Raw genomic sequence first — 18,470 nt, 5'->3', positions numbered from 1 at the left:
TGCAAGGCGGTTCCTCTCCCTGTCACCACAGTCCGCGGCGGGCCAGTGCCCGCCGCGCGGTCTCGCGCCGGTCAGTCGGTTCGGCCTCGAAGGCCGCCGCCACCCGCCCGGACACCACGCCGTGAGCCAGCCCGGCGGACGTGGTGAAGTACGCGTAGTGCACTGCGTCCGCGCCCTGGTTCTCCTCGGAGGGACGCCCACTGGTGGTGGGCCCCCAAGTGGCCACGGACGCCGCCGCATACGCGCGCACGGCGGCGTGGCCTCGGTCGGTGGGGACGATTCCCTCCGCCTCGATCACGAACGACAGCGGCTGCTCGCACGTCAGCGCGGTGAACAGGGCGATCATCAGCTCGTGGGTCACCGTGTCGCGCAGCGCACCTGCATCGGCGCCATCCAGCAGGTAGGACGCGAACGCCTCCTCCGCCGACAACCCGGGTGCGGTGTACGGGATCAGCCGGAAGCGGGCGAAGTGCGCTGAGCCGAGGAAGCCGGTGAGGAGGTCGGACTCCGTGGCACCGGTGTCCTGGAGCAGCCGCAGGCTGCGCGGGAACGTGGTCGCGAGGCTGCCGCCGCTGCCGGGCCGCCAGACCTGGGAGCGCAACCGCCGTGCTGTGGTGTCCAGTTCGGCCAGGTCGACGGAGGCCAGGCACTCCAGCTCGCCGGGATCCGCCGCCACGGCCTCGGCGCCCTCCTCGGCGAGGCGGGCCCGGAGGTCCGCGTCCAGCAGCAACCGCATGAGCAGGTCGGTCAGTTGCTCGCCGTCCAGCGACGCGTCCGGCTCCACCGTGGTCACGCCGCCTCCCCGCGCTGCCAGGCGGCGACCAGGTCCCGCAGCCGCGCGTAGTTCCGCCGGGACTTCTCGACCAACTGCCCGTCCTCGCGGTACATCGGGTCCTCGTAGGACACCCCGAGCAGGTTCGGGCAGCGCGGCAGCAGATACGCGGTGAGCTCCAACTGCTCGTCCAGCAGGACGCCGTGGTGCAGGTCGCGGAACTTGCCGCCCACGATCTGGCAGCCCGACAGGTGCAGTTCGCGGCAACGGGTGAGGGGCAGTGCCTCGATCCCGTCGTACATGCTCTTTCCGGTACGTCCCCTCAGCCACTGGTAGCTGAGCAGGTGGCCGACGTCGAGCGTCACCCGCACGTCGGCGTCCTCCGCCAGCCGGGCGAAGTACTCGAAGGCGTCCATGTGCCCGAGGACGAACGAGCCGCCCTCGGTGAAGCCGGGGAACTCGACGTGCAGCGGCGGTTCGAGCAGCTGGGCCGCCTCCGCCACGTTCCGGGTGGCGATCTCCAGGCCCGGCCCGGTCAGCGGCGGCGGGAGCGGATAGGGCATCGGTATGCCGCGCAGGCTCCAGATGCCCAGGTCCTCGACCACCCAGGAGAAGCCGTAGCGGGCGGCCAGTTCGTTGGTGAACTCGGCGGCCGGGCGGCGGTCGTAGCGCTCGGGTGTGCCCATGTTCAGCTCGGTCTGGTGGAAGGCGCGGGCCGTCCCGGTGGGTACCGCTTCGAAGAAGCGGTCGTACGCGCGCACGTAGTCGGCCGTTTGTACACGGGCGCGCGAGCGCGGCTGTAACGCGAGGGCCGAGTAGGCGAAGTCGCCGCCGTGGCGGTGCAGGAAGGCGCGGACCCGGTCGGTGATGTCTCCGCCGCCGTCGTCGCTCTCCACGAATCCGATGCCCCGCCTGCCGAGGCGTCCGCCGCCCCACGGCATGTCCATCAGGACGCCCAGGCCCATCCGGCGCGGGACTTCGGTGACGGCGAGGGTTCGGGCGCCGCCGGGTGCGGTGCGCGGCGGGTGCGTCATGACGAACTCCTGGCTGAGGGGGCCGGGTTGGCTGAATGCGCTGGGTCAGGGGTGCCCGCCGCCGCGTCGGCCAGACGGGCCAGCAGTCGGCTGCCACGGTCGGTGCGGGCCGTGAGCAGACCGTCGGCGCGCTGTTCCACGTCGTTGATGGGAAGTGCGTAGAACCGCTCCCGGACGAGGTCGGCGAGCGTGACGCGGTCTGCCGTGCGGTCGTCGGCGTACGCGGGCACGGTGCGTACCCACGTGTGCGGGCGCAGGGCCGTGACGGTGGGCGTGCGATGGCCGTTCGGGGCGGGGTGCGAGGGTGCCGAGGCCTTCGCCCGGCCCGGTCTGACGGTGTCGAAGATCCGCACCAGCCGGTCCAGTGCCTCGGTGCGCGTCGGGCCGCCGGGGACGGACAGGGAGTGGCCGACGCGGCCGGACAGGTAGCTCAGCTCGGGGTTGCCGACGAGGCGGTCCGAGGTGTCGAGGGCGAGCCCGTAGTCCTCCGGGCTGCCCACGAGTCTGCTGCCGGGCTCCGCGACCATCAGCTCCAGCGCGTCGATGCCGATCCGCCGCTCGTTGTCGACGAGGAAGCGCAGGGACGCCTCGAACTCGTCCGGCGTCTCGTCCAGGACCTGGCCCATCACGGTGAACCGGACGGTGATGCCCGCCGCGTCGAGGTTGTCGAGGATCCGCTGGTAGTCGGCCGCGCGCACGCCCCGGTCCACCCGGTCCAACAGGCGCTGGGAGGTGCCCTCGTAGCCGACCGAGATCATCGCGCAGCCGACCGAGGCGAGGTCGTGGCAGAACTCCGGTTCGGTCAGGGCGGGTTCCAGTCGGCTGCGCACGCCGAACCGGACCCGTATGCCGCGTTCGCGTACCGCGCGCATCGCCCTCTGGATCAGCCTCAGGTTGGTGTTCTCGTCCGCGACCGACACGTACCGGGTGCCCGTGGCGCGGACCACGGCCTCCACGGCCTCGGCGATCTGGGTGGCGGTGCCCTGCTGGTAACTCCCTTGCGGGAGCGACCGGTTGCCGTACGAGCAGAACGCGCACCGCCCCCAGTAGCAGCCGACGCACGAGACGATCGCGAGCTCCAGGGCGTCGTTGAGATAGGAGCGGAACGGCAGTCCGGTGAAGTCGGGAGGTCCGAGATCACGGAAGCGCAGGGTCACCGGGGGGCCTGTGCGCGGCCCGGCCCCGGAGCGTGGCAGCCAGGTCATGCCGGGTACGGCGGTGATCGGAACCGTTCCGTCCAGCGCGTCCAGCCAGCGTTCGAGCGGCTGCTCCCCGGCGGTCGGGCACAGGGCGTCGACCGTTTCCCGGACTCCGGGCAGCCGGGCGAGGCTGTCGTGGCGGAGCATCACCTGCTGACCGCCCAGACAGATCCGGATGTCCGGCACGAGCCGCCGGATCCAGGCGGCGATCAGCAGCGCGGGTGCGAGCTGGCTGAAGAACGCCACGGACAGGCCGACCACTCGGGGGCGATGGCGGCCGAGCAGCCCGGTCACCAGGTGGTGCAGCGCTACGACCGGTACGTCCGACTCTGCGGGCGGCCGGTCCGCGGCCCGGCGTACGGCCTCGTCGAGCCGGCCGAGATCCTCCCACGTCCGCACCAGGAAGGTGTCGCGGACCAGCAGTTCGAGGGCCAGGGTGGCGAGCCGGACCGCGCGGTCCGGGCCCAGCTCGCCGGCCGGCTCCTTGTGCAGGACGTGAGCACGCAACTCGCCTGTGTGCGCGGCGAATACGTCGGCCATCGCCCGGTGATACCAGGCGCTCACCGCCGTACCGCCGTCGCCCGCCTCCTGGGCGCGGACCGCGTCGTCCAGCAGCGCGGGACGACGCAGCAACTCGTGGAGCACGGCGATGTTCAGGTCGGCCTGGTGGACCCGCCGGCCCCGGCGCCTCAAGTGGCCGGTCAGATACGGCAGGCTCAGATACGGGAAGAACCGGGCCTCGGTCTGCGGCGGGAAGATCAACAGGACGTCGGTGCGGGTACGGTCCGCCGACTGGCTGGACGGCACCACCCACCTCCTCGTCCCACTGGTCTCGTCCGTCGGAGAGTTGCCTCGGCTCCCGGGCGCGCTAGCCGGGGATGTCCTCCGTGCTCTCCGCCGCGATGTAGGTGTAGGTGTGGTACGCCGCGCCGAGCTTGAGCTCGCTGGAATCGATCACTTGGAGTTCTTCGAGCTCACCGAATTCCTCATCGGTGAGTTTCTCGGGAGTTGCAGCAGTCATGGTTTTCTTCCCTTCGCAGACGTGATGGGAATGTGCCGCTTGCCGTGTATGGCGCCCACGCTAGCGAGACCGCACGTGCGTCAACAGCCCATACGTCGTCGTTCGGCCTGGACGACATTCGGCCAGGTCAGCGGCTCACGGAGACTCTGAGGCACCGGGTGGCGCAGCAGCAGCCGGAATGACCATGGCTCATAACCACCCTCGGCACCGGGCGGTTCTGGAAAATGGGGGACAACGCCGTTGCGCTGCTGGAGGGTCCGTTTGTACCGCCATGTCGATGCGGCCGTTGTCCGGGCGGCGGTCCGGCGTCCCGATCACCCGGTGGTCTGGCCGGACCTGACCGGCCCGTCCGCGCACCAGGAGTCGTGGCGGGCATGGCTTCAACTGATGTGGCAGGCAACGGATTTCGCCACCGCGGTCGAGTTCTCCAGCCCGGACCTGGCGAGACGGGTGCATCAGATATGCGTCGGCGAGCCGGTGCCGGATCTCGCCGTGCGGCGCACGGTGCTTTCGGTATTGCGCTATCTGCTGCGCGCCCGCTCACGTGCCACTCCGTTCGGCCTGTTCGCCGGCGTCGCGGCCGCCCGCACCAGGGCCACTCCCCTGCTGCGTGCGGGCACCGCGCACCGGCCGGTCACCAGACCGGACGCGGCGTGGACCGCTGCGCTTGTCGACCGGCTGGAGGAACACCGTGCGCTCCGGCCCCAGTTGACGCTGCTCGCCTCCAGCCTCGCGTTCGAGCGCGACGGACGCCTGATGGTCGAACACCGCGCAAGCAGTGCGCACGACGGTGACCCCGTGCACGTCGGGATACGCGCGACCGGGCCGGTCCGCATGGCCATGGACGGCGCGCGGGTGCCGGTTCTGTGGACAGTTCTCGCCGAAGCTCTCTCCGCCGGTTTCCCGGCCGCTTCGCCCACCGCGATCGAGAACCTGCTCGCGAATCTGGTACGACAGCGATTCCTGATCACCAGTCTGCGTCCCGCGGTCACGGCCTCCGACCCGATCGCTGTCCTGCTCGGACAGGTACAACACCTGCCCGCTGCCGAAGCCTCCGAGTTGCGCGAGGTCGCGGCGGGACTGGCACGGCACGACGACGCGACGTCCACCCCTGCGGGCGCCCGCGCCGAACGCGCCCGGGTGACCGCCGCGATGACGCGACTCTGTGACGCCGCGAACCCCAGGCTCGCCCTCGACCTGCGGTTGGACTGGGACCTGGTGATCCCGGAAGCGGTGGCCGAGGAGGCGGCATCGGCCGCCGCGGTGCTCACCCGCCTGGCGCCACGGGCGGTACTGAGCCCCGGGTGGGCTGCCTGGCACGGCCGCTTCCTTGACCGCTACGGCCCGGGAGCGGTCGTACCCGTCCTGGACGCCATCGACCTCCTGGGCTACCCGTCCGGCTACCTCGGGTCCACAGCCGCGACGACGGGCCCGACGCTGACCGCCCGTGACAGCCGGCTACTGGGGCTCGCGTACACCGCCGCGATGCGACGCCGCCAGCACGTCCGGCTCGATGATGCCGCGATCGACGACCTGGCGGTGGCGGATCCTGGCCGGCCCGTGCAGCCGAGCACCGAGGTCACCCTGCGGATCCATGCCGCGAGCGTATCCGCCCTGGAACAAGGGGAGTTCACACTGCACGTCGTCGGGGTGGCCCGTGCGGCCGGAACCGCCACCGGGCGGTTTCTCCACCTGTTCGACGCCGACGACCGACGCCGGATGACCGACGTGTACGCGAGCCTGCCCGGCGTACAACGGGACGCGCTGATCGCGCAGATCAGTACCACCCCGCTGTACATACGCTCGGCGAACGTCGCGCACACCCCACAGGTCGCGGAGCTGGTGATCCCTCTGGGCGACTACCACGGCCCGGACACGGACCAGTTGCCCGTGACGGACCTGGCGGTGACCGCCGACGCCGAGCAGTTGCACCTGGTCTCGGTCTCCCGTCGCCGCCCGGTGCACACGATGCTGCTGAACGCGGTGGATCTGAACCACCACACCCATCCGCTGGCGCGCTTCCTGATCGAGGCACCGGTGGCACTGGCCGTCCCGTGCACCGGGTTCTCGTGGGGAGCCGCCGTTTCCGGCCTGCCGTTCCTCCCGGCACTGCGCTACGGGCGCACCGTACTGTCCCCGGCCCGCTGGACACTCGCCGACGACGACCTGCCCGACGCGCGGACACCGTGGCCGCAGTGGGACAAGGCGCTGGCCGAGTGGCGGCGTGATGTCCTCCTGCCCGAGCACGTGTACCTGGGCGACGGGGACCGGCGCATGAACCTGGACCTGGCGGAACCCTCCCACCGGGTCCTGCTCCGTACCCACGTGGAGCGCGAAGGCAGGGCGCTGCTGCGTGCCGCACCGGAGCCCGGGGACCTGGGCTGGACCGGCGGGCACACCCACGAGATCGTCATCCCCCTGACCGCCGCGGACCAGGCCCGCGCCCCGGTCCGCGGATCGCGCGACGTCGTCACTCGGGAACACGGCCGCCTGCCCGGCTGCGGCGACCTGCTCTCCGTCAGCTTGCACGGGCACCGGGACCAGCAGGATCCGCTCCTGACCCGTCATCTGCCGTCCCTGCTCGGGGAGTTGGGCGAGCCCCGTTGGTGGTTCGTTCGGGACCGCGATCCCGAGGACCACCTATGTCTCCGTCTGAGCTGCGCGCCCGGTGCACTCGGCATCGCCGTCGGACAGATCGGCGAGTGGACCCGGCGGCTTCGGCACGCGGGCCTGATCACCCACACAAGCCTGGACACTTACTACCCGCAGACCGCGCGCTTCGGCGGCCCCACGGCGATGCAGGCGGCCGAGGAGTTTTTCGCCGCCGACTCGGCCGCCGTCCTCGCCCAGTTGACCGCGCAGGCCGGTCGGGGCGCTCCCGACGCTCGTGCGGTGACCGCCGCGAGCATGGTGGACATCGCCGCCGGCCTGCTCGGGGACGACGCGAAGGCGATGCGCTGGCTGGTCGGGCACACCCACACGGACAGGAGCGCCCCTCCCCGAGCGGTCTACGACCAGACCATCGCCCTGACGACCGCCTCCCGCACGCCCCAGGCCCCCGGCACCCCGGTGCTGGACGCCCGCGTCGCCGCGAGCTGGACCGCGCGCCGCGCCGCGCTGGCCGCCTACCGCGGCGCGCTCGAGAGGGCGGGGACGCTGACCCCGCAGGACCTGCTCCCGGACCTGCTGCATCTCCATCACGTCCGCACGCGCGGGCCGGGACTTCCCGAGGAACGCGCCCACCTGCACCTGGCCAGAGCCGCCGCGCTGAGCTGGACGGCACGCGCGAGGAGAACCTCGTGACCACGACAGTCTCCGGCGCCACCGTGCCGTAGGCCGCCGCAGTCTTTCGTCGGAGGCACCTCGGGTACGGCCCTGCCACATATCGAGCGCACCTGGACCGGCCTCGGTGACTGGGACACCCCGCACGGCTGACTGGCTACGGCTGTGCACGAGGTGAGCGCGGCTGCCGGCGCGGCCCCGCACTTCGGCGTTCCGGCCGTCGCATTCATCGAGCCACCGCGCGGCCAACGCAGCGAGCTGGTGCCTCCGGGTTCCGTCGCCAGGAATACCAACGAGCAGACAGACGCGGTACGACGCCCGTCCCGCGCCCTGCCTTCCCCACGTCGTACGTAGGGAAGGCAGGGCACCGGGCGCGCCGACTGTTCGTCGGCCAGCAGGCGTACGCGCCCGCTCGTGGTCACCGCGGCTCATAGGCGGTGGCCAGCACTGAGACAGTGACCTGGTCGGGCAGAAGGCCCTCACCGTTCAAGTCGGCACGGCTCACGTGGTGTGCGCTCGGTGTCATCGCCACCAGGTCCAGGGCATCCGGCCTGGACAGGGGCGTGGGGTACTTCACCGGTCTGGTGACCGTGGCCTTGAAATAGGGATCCAGCGCCGTGTGCAGGCGCTGTTCCTTGGCCGGGTCGATCGTCACCATCGCGGGCAACCGGCCGCGCAGTTCGGCCAGGTGCAGCGCGGTGGGACGGACCACGATCAGCAGGCCGGTGGGGCGCAGTACGCGGTGGAACTCGGCCGGGTTGCGCGGGGCGAACACATTCAGCACGACATCTGCCACCCCGTCGACCAGCGGGAAGGGCCGGAAGACGTCCCAGGCCACCGCCGCGGCTCGGACATGGGCGCGGGCCGCCGAGCGCAGCGCGCGCACCGATGTGTCCAGACCCAGGCCAAGGGCGCCGGGCAACTGGTCGAGTACGCCGGCCAGGTAGTAGCCCGTGCCGCATCCCACGTCCACCACCGTGGCCCGCTCGGACACGGCTTCGGCCGCCAGGCGGGCCGCGGCTTCGCGGATGGGCGCGTAGGTGCCGGTGGACAGAAATCGCTCCCGGGCCTGGACCATGGGTGCGTCGTCGCCGCTGGTGGCGCGGGTGCCCGTCAGGAGACCGGCGTAGCCGTGACGGGCCATGTCGAAGGTGTGGCCCACCCGGCAGCGCAATGCGCGGTCGTGAGGGTGCAGGCGGCGCGTACGGCACGTTGGGCAGCGCAGCAGACCGAGGGACAGTTCGAGGGCAGGGGGAAGCGACATGGGCACGAGGCACTCCTGGCGAGGGGGAAGGGAAGAGACCGTGCCTGCACACGCGCTCAATGCGTCACTGCCTCAGCGAGGACGGGAGGCAGCGTTGGGAACGCGGTTCACGCGGAAGGCACACCAAGGAGGGCGACGCCGTCCGGCATCGCCCTCAACTCCTTCCGATCACAGGAAGCAGTGGTGCGGGGTGCTCATGAATGCCACGTCATGAGTCTACGAGCATCGCCGACGCCCCTCATTTCCAAGGGAGTCGGGAGACACGGCCCCATCGCGTCAACGGTCGGACCGTGGGCGCTGCGAGCGTGCCGTGGGGATCTCGATTTGGGTGACCGGATCGCACGACGCGATATCCCGGCGAACCGGGGTAGCCGCCAGGCACACGGCGGTTGGACGCCCACGCTTCAAGGAGAACCATGTTCACACTCACGTCCCGTCGTCTGCGCGGCACCGCCCGTCGGGTCTTCGGCTGGCAGCAGTTGCGCCCGGCCCAACTCAGCGCGATGAAGGCCGTGATGCAGGGGCGTGACGTACTCGCCGTCATGCCGACCGGCGCGGGCAAGTCCGCCGTGTACCAGGTGCCCGCGGTCCTGCTCGGCGGTCCGGTCGTGGTCGTGTCGCCGCTGATCGCGCTTCAGCGCGACCAGATGCAGAGTCTGCTCGGATCCGGCGCGCTGCGCACCGCCGCCATCAACTCCGCCCAGCGCAGAAGCGACAACGAGACGGCATGGGCCCGCATCAGCGCCTCCTCGGTCGACGTGATCTTCCTCGCTCCCGAGCAGCTGGCCAAGCCGGACGTCACGGACCGGCTCGCCGCCGTCCGTCCCCGGCTGCTGGTGGTGGACGAGGCACACTGCGTGTCGTCCTGGGGGCACGACTTCCGGCCGGACTATCTGCGGCTGCGCCACGCGCGTGAGCGGCTCGGCAACCCGCCGGTGCTCGCCCTGACCGCGAACGCGGCCGCCCCGGTACGGCGGGACATCGCCGAACGTCTCGGCATGAGCGACCCGGTGGAGATAGTGGCCGGCTTCGACCGTCCCAACATCCACCTGGACGTGTCGACCTTTCAGGACGCGGCCGCCAAGGAGCGGTTCGTCGTGGAACGGGCGGCCGTCGAGGAGAAGCCGGGAATCCTTTACGCGGGGACACGGAAGGCGGCGGACAGCTACGCCGAGCAGTTGAGCGATCTCGGACTGGCCGCCGCGAGCTACCACGCGGGCCTGTCCGCCGCCGAACGCCGCGAGACCCAGGACCGGTTCAGCGCCGGTGGACTCGACGTGGTCGTGGCGACCTCGGCGTTCGGCATGGGCATCGACAAGGCGAACGTACGGTTCGTGCTGCACGCGTCCGTCCCCGGGTCGCTCGACGCCTACTACCAGGAGATCGGCCGGGCCGGCCGCGACGGCGCACCGGCCAGGGCGATCCTCGCCTACCGCACTCAGGACCTGGGCCTGCAACGCTTCTTCGCCGCCGGCGCTCCCGACGCCGACGCCCTGCGCCGCGTCGCCGAGCGTCTGCGCGGCGACGCGGGCGCCGTGAGCGCGACCCGGCTCCGGGCCGACTGCGAACTCAGCGCTACGGCGTTGTCGGCCGTACTGAACCTGCTGGAGGAGACCGGGGCCGTCCGTACCGGACGCGACGGCAGCCGCTTCACCGGCACGGCCGACACCGACGACGCCTCCGCGGACGACGTTGTCGACGCCGTTGTGCGGAGCGCCCTCGCTCTCCACGCCAACCACCGCAAGCTCGAACAGTCCCGGATCGACATGATGCGCGGATACTGCGAGACAACCGGCTGCCGGCGGCAGTTCCTCCTTGGATACTTCGGTGACTCCGCGCCCGTCCCGTGCGGGGCGTGCGGCAACTGCACGGACCTGGTGACCGTGCCCGCGAGTGGGCTGAGGCGCAAGCGGTCCGGGGACGCCGGACGGCCGGACAAGGCGGCCGCTCGCGGCCGCTGGTGGACCCGGGCCGGTGCACGCGCGGACGCGTCAGCAGGCGCCGTCCGCGCGGCGGAGACCGTCGCACGCCCCACGGCGGACAACGACACCTACCTGCCGGGTGTCCGCGTGAGCCATGACCAGTGGGGCCAGGGCGAGGTCATGAGCGAGGGCGACGGCAAGATCACCATCCTGTTCGAGTCGGTCGGCTATCGCACCCTGTCGCTGGCCGTGGTGACCGACAGGCGGTTGCTCGTCGCGTTGCCCGAAACACCGCGCTGACACGGGATCTGTCACGACCATTCATGACACCTGTCACGAACATCGTGAACTCCACGGGAAAGAACGGCGCCGGCGAATACTGCCATGCACACACCTTGACCAAATTGGTCTAGACTTTTACTTTCGAGTGGTCAATTCCCTTCGGATCGCGCCCAGTTGAGGCCCGTGCCCTCTTCCGCGTGCGCCGAACCGCTCGAGAGGGCCTCGGCACCCCCATAACCGCTCGTTCTCCCCTCCCCCGCACCGCGTTACGCGGCGCCCCCGTCCTCGCCCTACTGGCCCTGCTGATGGGCCTCCTCACCGCGGCGCCGGCAGCGGCGACGACCGGGTCCATCACCGGCCTCGCCGGCAAGTGTCTCGACGTCGCCGGAGCCGCCTCCGCCGACGGCACACCGGTTCAGCTCTACGACTGCAACGGCACCGGCGCCCAGCAGTGGACGGTCGGTACGGACAACACCGTCCGCGCCCTGGGCAAATGCCTCGACGTCACCGGCAACTCGACCGCCGACGGCGCCAAGGTCCAGCTGTGGACCTGCACCGGAGGCGCGAACCAGCGCTGGACCGTCACCACCGCGAACGACATCGTCAACCCGGCCGCGAACAAGTGCCTCGACGTCTCCGGCAACTCCTCCGCCAACGGGGCACGCATCCAGATCTGGAGCTGCACCGGAGGCGCCAACCAGAAGTGGAACACCCCCGCGCAACAGTCCGGGGAGCAGTGCTGGGCCACGCACTACGGCCCTCAGCCCGCCGGTGCTCTGACGGCCAGCGGCGAGGTCTTCGACAACAACGCGGACACGGCGGCCACTTCGCTCTCGCGCCAGCCCCAACTGCCTTTCGGTACACGCGTCCAGGTCACGAATGTCGCCAACGGCCGCTCCCTGACCGTACGGATCAATGACCGCGGGACGTTCGCCCAGACCCCGCAGGAACCGAAGTGCCTCGATCTGACCGACGGCGCCTTCGGCCGCCTCGGAGGCGTCCTCGACCCGGACGCCGGACACATCGTCGTCACCCAGACGGTTCTGGGCTGACGACTGCGCCACGCCTGGCTCGCATGCAGCCCGACGCCGACCGATCGCCCTCGGCCAACGCCACCTCCACCTCCACCTCCACCTCTCAACCACAGGAGCAAAAACCCATGGTCACCCCCCACTTCATACCGAGTCTCCGCAGACTCACGGCTCTGAGCAGACCGACCCTCGTCATCCTGCTCGCCGCGGTTCTGTCCGCCCTGTTCACCGTCTCCCCCGCCCGTGCGGCGGACGGCCGGATCACCGGTCTGGCCGGCAAGTGTGTCGACGTCGCCGGTGCGAACTCCGCCAACGGGACCGCCGTTCAGCTCTACGACTGCAACGGCACCAGCGCCCAGACCTGGTCCAACCCCGGTGACGGAACTCTGCGCGCCCTCGGCAAGTGTCTGGACGTGACCTCCGGCGGCACGGCGGACGGCACGACGGTCCAGCTCTACGACTGCAACGGCAGCGCCGCCCAGAAGTGGGCCGTCAGCTCCGCCAACGACATCGTCAACCCGCAGGCGAACAAGTGCCTGGATGTCACGGGCAACAACTCGGCCAACGGCACCCGGCTCCAGATCTGGACCTGCTCCGGCGGCGCCAACCAGAAGTGGAGCGCCCCCGCGAGCGGCGGCGGCACCACCCCCTCCGGCTTCGTCGTCAGTGAAGCCCAGTTCAACCAGATGTTCCCGAGCCGGAACGGCTTCTACACCTACCAGGGCCTGACCGCCGCCCTGTCCGCCTACCCCGGCTTCGCCAAGACCGGCTCCGACACGGTCAAGAAGCAGGAGGCCGCCGCCTTCCTCGCCAACGTCAACCACGAGACCGGCGGACTGGTCTACGTCGTAGAGCAGAACACCGCCAACTACCCCCACTACTGCGACGCGAGCCAGTCCTACGGCTGCCCGGCCGGCCAGGCCGCCTACTACGGCCGCGGCCCCATCCAGTTGTCCTGGAACTTCAACTACAAGGCCGCCGGCGACGCCCTGGGCATCGACCTCCTCAACAACCCCTGGCTGGTCCAGAACGACTCGGCCGTCGCCTGGAAGACCGGCCTGTGGTACTGGAACACCCAGTCCGGCCCGGGCACGATGACCCCGCACAACGCCATGGTCAACGGCGCCGGCTTCGGCCAGACCATCCGCTCCATCAACGGCTCCCTGGAATGCGACGGACGCAACCCCGCGCAGGTCCAGAGCCGCGTCGACGCCTACAACCGCTTCACCGCGATCCTCGGCGTCAGCCCCGGCAGCAACCTCTACTGCTGACGCTCGTCCTCGGACACGCCTGATGCGGGGGCCGGTTCATCCGTGAACCGGCCTTCGCACCGAACCTCCTCCATCACGCATGCACGAAGGTGGGATCAGGCTCCGGTCCCGGAGACTCTCGGCGGCGTCGGCCGACATCCGGGCCGACATGCGGTAGCTGATCCGCGCGGGTTCGTCGCCAGGCTCGGCGCCCGCGCGCTCCAGGAGGCGGGCGCGGGCGTAGGCGCTCCGCGCCATGTCTCCGGCCTCACCCCGACAAGCGCGCCGACTGCTTCGGAGAGCCAGAACGCCGAGGACGTGACAGCCGATGGCGAGGCTCCCGCCAGTGCGCGCCATCCACAGGGCCGTATGAGGTTCCTTGCCGACCCACTGCACGGCGCGCATCAGCCGTTGCGCTCCGAACGCGCACTGTTCGAGCTCCCTTCCCGCCCAGAACCCCTCCCGAGTGAACCGGCGCGCACAGGAACCCTCAGCCGCAAGGGTTGACAACGATGTCTACCGGAGGCAGATTCCACCGGGCGCGAACGGGAACCGGCACACCTCCACCACGGGCCCAAGTGGCCCCACTCCAGGACGGAGCTGTCCGTGAGAAGACGATCGGCGATACGCACCACACGCTTCCCGCGAAGACGCGTCACGGTCCTCGCCCTCATCAGCACCCTCGCCGCCATGCTCGTGACCGGTACCGGAGCGGCCTCGGCGCACGCGGCGCCGAACCACCGCACAGCGTCGGTGACTTCCGGCAACGCACGTTTTCAGGTCCTGTCCCCCACCCTGATCCGCACGGAGTACGCGCAGGACGGGAAGTTCACCGACAGCGCGACGTTCAACGCGATCGGCCGCACCGCGTTCACGCCGCCCCCGTACACCTTGAGTACGTCCAACGGCTGGCTGACCATCACCACGAGCGCGCTCACCCTGAAGTACCAGGTGGATTCAGGGCCGTTCGACGCCCAGAACCTCTCCGTGCATCTGTCGGCCGGCGGGTCAGCGGTCGACGCCACGCCGTGGCACCGGCTCACCTGCGGCCTGGGCGCCCTGTGCGAGGCCGAGCAACTGCCCCACAGCGGGCCGGGCGTCGCCTCGGACCACACCGGCTACACCGGGTCCGGGTTCCTCGCAGGCTTCGAGGGGACGGGCGACTCCGTGTCGGCCGACGTCGACGTCAGCGCGGCGGGTACCTACACGTTCGACGCGCGCTACGCCAACTCCGTCGGCGGGGACGGCCAGAACACCACCCGCACCCTCACGCTGTCGGTGGACGGCGGTGCGAGCCGCACGCTCAGCCTGCCGAAGACCGCGAACTGGGACACCTGGGGTCTCGCGAGCAGCGCGGTCCAACTCGGCGCCGGGCACCACACGTTGACGCTGACGAGGAGCGCCGCCGACTCCGGGGACGTCAACCTCGACAGCGTCGCCCTGGTGAACCAGGGCAGCGGATTCCCGTCCACCTCCACCACCGCCATCACGAGTTGTGGATACGGCGTGAACTGTGAGGCAGAGGACGGCCGCGTCTCGGGTACGGCGATCACCGCCACCGATCACGCCGAGTACTCCGGCAGCGGATTTCTCGCCGAACTCAACCAAGGGGCAGGCGCGTTGACGCACGTGGTCGGCGTACCGGCCGACGGCACCTACGCGTTGCAGGTCCGCTACGCCAACGCCACCGGCCGGGACGGGCTCTACCAGACCCGTACGGCCACAGTGTCGTCCGGCGGCACCACGCGGACCCTGTCGCTGCCCGTCACCGGCAGCTGGGACACGTGGAGCACCGCCACCGTCCCCGTCACCCTCAAGGCCGGGGCGAACGACATCACCGTCGGCTGTCCGGACGCCGCGAGCTGTCACGTCAACCTCGACACGGCCTCCGTCACCGCGTCCAACTCCCCGGCTCCGCAACCGCACTTGGCACTCGGCGGCTACCGTCGCAGCCTCGACGGCGTCAACGGTGACAACGGCGCGCCGGCCACCACACCCGGCCTGCTGTACAAGGACGGCTGGTACCTCCTCGACGACACCGCCTCCGCCCTGTACGACACGGGCACCCACCAGGTCACCCAACGCCCGTCCCACGGCGGCGCGCCGTACCAGGACGGCTATGTCTTCGGTTACGGCCACGACTACCAGCGGGCCCTGACCGACCTGGCCACCCTCACCGGCCCGCCCGAACTGCTTCCCCAATGGGCGTACGGCGTCTGGTACTCGGAGTACATCGACCGCACCGCCGCCGACTACGAGGACAGGATCCTGCCCGCCTTCCGCGCCGAAGGCGTGCCGCTGGACGTGCTCGTCACCGACACGGACTTCAAGTCGCCCAACACGTGGAGCGGTTGGGAGATCGACCAGTCCAAGTTCCCTGATCCGAAGGGGTTCTTCGACTGGGCCGCCTCCCAGGGGCTGCACAACACGCTCAACATCCATCCGAGCATCCTGAGCAGCGACCCGCAGTTCGCGCAGACCCAGGCGACCGCCAAGGGCAAGCTGCACAAGGGAGGTTGTGCGTCCGCGGCGAGCAGCGGTTCCGGTGACTGCTACACCTTCGACTGGGGCGACCCCGACCAGCTCAAGGCGTACATGGACCTGCATCAGACCATGGACCGGCAGGGCAACGACTTCTGGTGGCTGGACTGGTGCTGCGACGCCACCCAGTCCTCACTGCCCGGCGTCACCCCCGACGCGTGGATCAACCAGCAGTACGCCACGGACGCCGACAAGAACATCGGCCGCGGATTCGCCGTCTCCCGCGCCTACGGCTCGCTCCAGGCGGGCGGTTACAGCGGTCAGCAGGGGCTGCCCACCGGGCCATGGGCCGACAAGCGCACCACCGTCCACTTCACCGGCGACACCTCCTCCACCTGGGGCACCTTGAAGGCCGAGGTCGGCTACACCCCCGGCGAGGCGGCCGCCACCGGCATGTCGGCGATCAGCCATGACATCGGCGGCCACAACGACACGACGAACCTGACCGGTTCGGAGACCTACACCGCCGACGGCACGACCCACACCACGCACAAACTCCCCGATGACATGTACGCCCGCTGGGTCCAGCTCGGCACCTTCCAGCCCATCGACCGCCTGCACAGCAACCACAGCGACCGGCTGCCCTGGCAGTACGGCACGGCCGCCCGCGCCTCCGCCGACAAGTTCCTCAACCTCCGCGAGAACCTGGTGCCGTACACGTACTCGCTCGCGCGGCAGGCCAACACGACCGGCGTCCCGGTCACCCGCCCGATGTACCTCCAGTACCCCAACGAACCTCAGGCCTACGCCACTTCGGGCAGCGAGTACTTCTACGGCCCCGACATGCTGGTCGCCCCGGTCACCACGCCCGGCAGCACGGCGACGACCTCGGTGTGGTTCCCGCCGGGCAGCCAGTGGACGGACTACTTCACCGGGCAGACCTACGCCGGCGGCACCACCCAGAACATCACCTCCGGTCTCGACACCATGCCGGTGTTCGTCCGGGCGGGTGCCGTCATCCCGACCCGCACGAACGACGTCACCAGCAACGACAAGGCCCCGCTGACCAAGGTCACGCTCACCGTCGCCGCGGGCGCCTCCGGCTCCTCCACCCTCTACGAGGACGACGGAACCGCACGCACCGGGCACGGTCACAGCGCCGTCACGAAGATCCGGTACCGGGAGAACGGCACCCGGCACACGGTGACGATCGATCCCCCGACCGGAGCCTTCCGCGGCCAGATCAAGAACCGGCAGTGGACCGTCTCCCTCCTCGGCGTCACCGCCCCGAGCACCGTCCGGGTGAGTGGGATCCAACTCCCCTCCCACGCCTACCACTTCGACAGCGCGACCCGCACGCTGACCGTCACGCTCCCGGCGCGGAGCGCGCGCACGCCGATCACCGTGACCTGCGGTTGACCGGCACCAACTGGTGCCGATGACTCGGTGAGCCATGACGTCGAACCCCGGCGCGTGAGTTACGCACCGGGGTTCGACGTCACTCGTACAGCAGCCGTACTCGACATGCTCGACTAGTCGGTCTCAGCCTTGCATTGAGGCCGAACTTCCCAGCCCGAGAAGGGGACTTAGAGGCAATGCCGCGACTCTGTTGGTGATCTTGCCGGGGATGCTGACAGGTCGTCTGTTCGGCGGTTTGCTGGAGTGAGGCGGGGTGGTTCCGGGGAGAGGGCCGGAGATGTCCTTGCGGGCCAGGAGTTACCAACGGATCCCGGCGCGAACGGTGTTGACAGCGCGGGCGGCGTGCCCGAAGGGCACGCCGGCGATGCTGATGCGGGACCGGCTGGATGTGGTGTTCAAGGACAAGAAGTTCGCGGACCTGTTCCCCAGGGACGGGCGGCCGGGCTTGTCGCCGGGGCAGTTGGCGCTGGTGTCGGTACTGCAGTTCGCGGAGAACCTGTCCGACCGTGCGGCCGCGAGCGCGGTCCGCACCAGGATCGACTGGAAGTACGCGTTGGGCCTGGAGCTGGATGATCCCGGCTTCGATCATTCGGTGCTGTGCGAGTTCCGGGCCCGGCTGGCCGAGGCCGACGCCGCGGACCGGCTGCTGCAGGTGATGCTGCACCGGCTGACCGAGGCCGGACTCCTCAAATCCGGCGGACGGCAGCGCACCGCCGCGACCCACGTGCTCGCGGCGGGGCGCACCCTCAGGGGGCTGGAGCTGGTCGGCGAGAGTTTGCGGGCCGCATTGGAACAGCTCGCCCAGGCGGACCCGGACTGGCTGCTGCCGCTGGTCGAGCCGGAGTGGGACAAGCGCTACGGGCGCAAGGTGGAGATCGGCAAAGTGCCCGGCGGGAAGGCCGGGGGCACCGCCCTGGCAGAGGCCTTCGGCCGGGACGGGCAGAAGATCCAGGCCGCCGCGTGAGCGGCCGACGCCCCGAGAAGGCTCCGGACGCTGACGCAGGTGGAGATCCTGCGCCGGGTCTGGGTGCACCACTATTACCGGGACGCCCGCGGGCGTCTGCGCTGGCGCGACGGCCACACGCTGCCACCCGCGTCGCTGCGGTTCGACTCCCCGTACGACGCTGATGCGCACTACTGCGTCAAACGGGACACCGTCTGGTCCGGCTACCGCACCCATTTCACCGAAACGTGCACGTCAGACCTGCCGGAGGCGGTCGTTCACGTGGCCATCACGATCGCCCCGGTCCAGGACGGCAAGCTCACCGCCCAGATCCACGACGACCTCGCGGCGATCGACCTGCCCCCGGCCGAGCACGCGGTCGACGCCGCCTACGTCGGCCCCGTGCAGATCGAACGCGCCCGGCGGGTGCACGGCATCACCCTGCTCGGCCCGGTCGCACCCGACCACAGTCATCAGGCCAAAAACGGGGCCGGATTCGACAAAGCCGCCTTCACGATCGACTGGGAGCACCGCACCTACCCCAGGGCAACCTCAGCCGCGAGTGGCGGC

Annotated in this window: 12 protein-coding genes; 6 read left to right on the top strand and 6 right to left on the bottom strand. The window is 70.3% G+C overall.

The window, feature by feature from the left end:
• Positions 1-22: 22 nt before the first annotated feature.
• The 4 genes from OG714_RS50995 to OG714_RS50980 form a co-directional block, all read right to left on the bottom strand.
• Positions 23-793 (bottom strand): hypothetical protein, encoded by a 771-nt coding sequence (locus tag OG714_RS50995; RefSeq protein ID WP_406131322.1) that lies wholly within the window; start codon positions 791-793, stop codon positions 23-25.
• Complete coding sequence (locus OG714_RS50990; protein WP_406131321.1) at positions 790-1,806, bottom strand: DUF692 family multinuclear iron-containing protein; 1,017 nt, start codon at positions 1,804-1,806, stop codon at positions 790-792. Before OG714_RS50990 ends, OG714_RS50995 begins: the two co-directional genes overlap by 4 nt.
• The gene (locus OG714_RS50985) at positions 1,803-3,812 is read right to left on the bottom strand and encodes a B12-binding domain-containing radical SAM protein (RefSeq protein WP_406131320.1); all 2,010 of its coding nucleotides are present in this window, start codon (positions 3,810-3,812) and stop codon (positions 1,803-1,805) included. Before OG714_RS50985 ends, OG714_RS50990 begins: the two co-directional genes overlap by 4 nt.
• 61 nt (positions 3,813-3,873) lie before the next feature.
• Complete coding sequence (locus tag OG714_RS50980) at positions 3,874-4,026, bottom strand: hypothetical protein (protein WP_406131319.1); 153 nt, start codon at positions 4,024-4,026, stop codon at positions 3,874-3,876.
• 321 nt (positions 4,027-4,347) lie between these two features.
• Between OG714_RS50980 and OG714_RS50975 the strand changes: the two genes are divergently transcribed.
• Positions 4,348-7,329 carry a lantibiotic dehydratase gene (locus OG714_RS50975; protein WP_406131318.1) on the top strand — a complete coding sequence of 994 codons (2,982 nt, stop codon included), beginning with the start codon at positions 4,348-4,350 and terminating at the stop codon, positions 7,327-7,329.
• 397 nt (positions 7,330-7,726) lie between these two features.
• On the opposite strand, the gene OG714_RS50970 is transcribed toward OG714_RS50975, so the two are convergent.
• Positions 7,727-8,578, bottom strand: coding sequence for a putative RNA methyltransferase (locus OG714_RS50970; protein WP_406131317.1), 852 nt, complete (start codon positions 8,576-8,578; stop codon positions 7,727-7,729).
• 410 nt (positions 8,579-8,988) lie between these two features.
• Here OG714_RS50970 and OG714_RS50965 point away from each other — a divergent pair, with 410 nt between their 5' ends.
• The 5 genes from OG714_RS50965 (at position 8,989) to OG714_RS50945 (ending at position 17,921) form a co-directional block, all read left to right on the top strand.
• Positions 8,989-10,794: a RecQ family ATP-dependent DNA helicase gene (locus OG714_RS50965; protein WP_406131316.1), complete on the top strand. Its 1,806-nt coding sequence runs from the start codon at positions 8,989-8,991 to the stop codon at positions 10,792-10,794.
• A gap of 287 nt (positions 10,795-11,081) precedes the next feature.
• The gene (locus OG714_RS50960) at positions 11,082-11,828 is read left to right on the top strand and encodes a lectin (RefSeq protein ID WP_406132219.1); all 747 of its coding nucleotides are present in this window, start codon (positions 11,082-11,084) and stop codon (positions 11,826-11,828) included.
• Between the two features lie 107 nt (positions 11,829-11,935).
• Complete coding sequence (locus OG714_RS50955; protein ID WP_406131315.1) at positions 11,936-13,078, top strand: glycoside hydrolase family 19 protein; 1,143 nt, start codon at positions 11,936-11,938, stop codon at positions 13,076-13,078.
• A 669-nt stretch (positions 13,079-13,747) separates the two neighbouring features.
• Entirely contained in the window at positions 13,748-16,957 is a 3,210-nt protein-coding gene (locus OG714_RS50950) for a TIM-barrel domain-containing protein (protein ID WP_406132217.1), read from the top strand.
• Between the two features lie 364 nt (positions 16,958-17,321).
• The gene (locus OG714_RS50945; protein WP_406131314.1) at positions 17,322-17,921 is read left to right on the top strand and encodes a transposase; all 600 of its coding nucleotides are present in this window, start codon (positions 17,322-17,324) and stop codon (positions 17,919-17,921) included.
• Between the two features lie 234 nt (positions 17,922-18,155).
• Here the strand turns inward: OG714_RS50945 and OG714_RS50940 are convergent, their stop codons facing one another.
• Complete coding sequence (locus OG714_RS50940; RefSeq protein WP_406131313.1) at positions 18,156-18,431, bottom strand: hypothetical protein; 276 nt, start codon at positions 18,429-18,431, stop codon at positions 18,156-18,158.
• Between the last annotated feature and the right edge of the window lie 39 nt (positions 18,432-18,470).

Origin of the sequence: Streptomyces sp. NBC_00989, from assembly GCF_045162655.1 — a bacterium.
Taxonomy (GTDB): Bacteria; Actinomycetota; Actinomycetes; order Streptomycetales; family Streptomycetaceae; genus Streptomyces.
The sequence above is the reverse complement of the archived record's forward strand: the minus strand, read 5'-3'. Positions and strand labels throughout refer to the sequence as shown.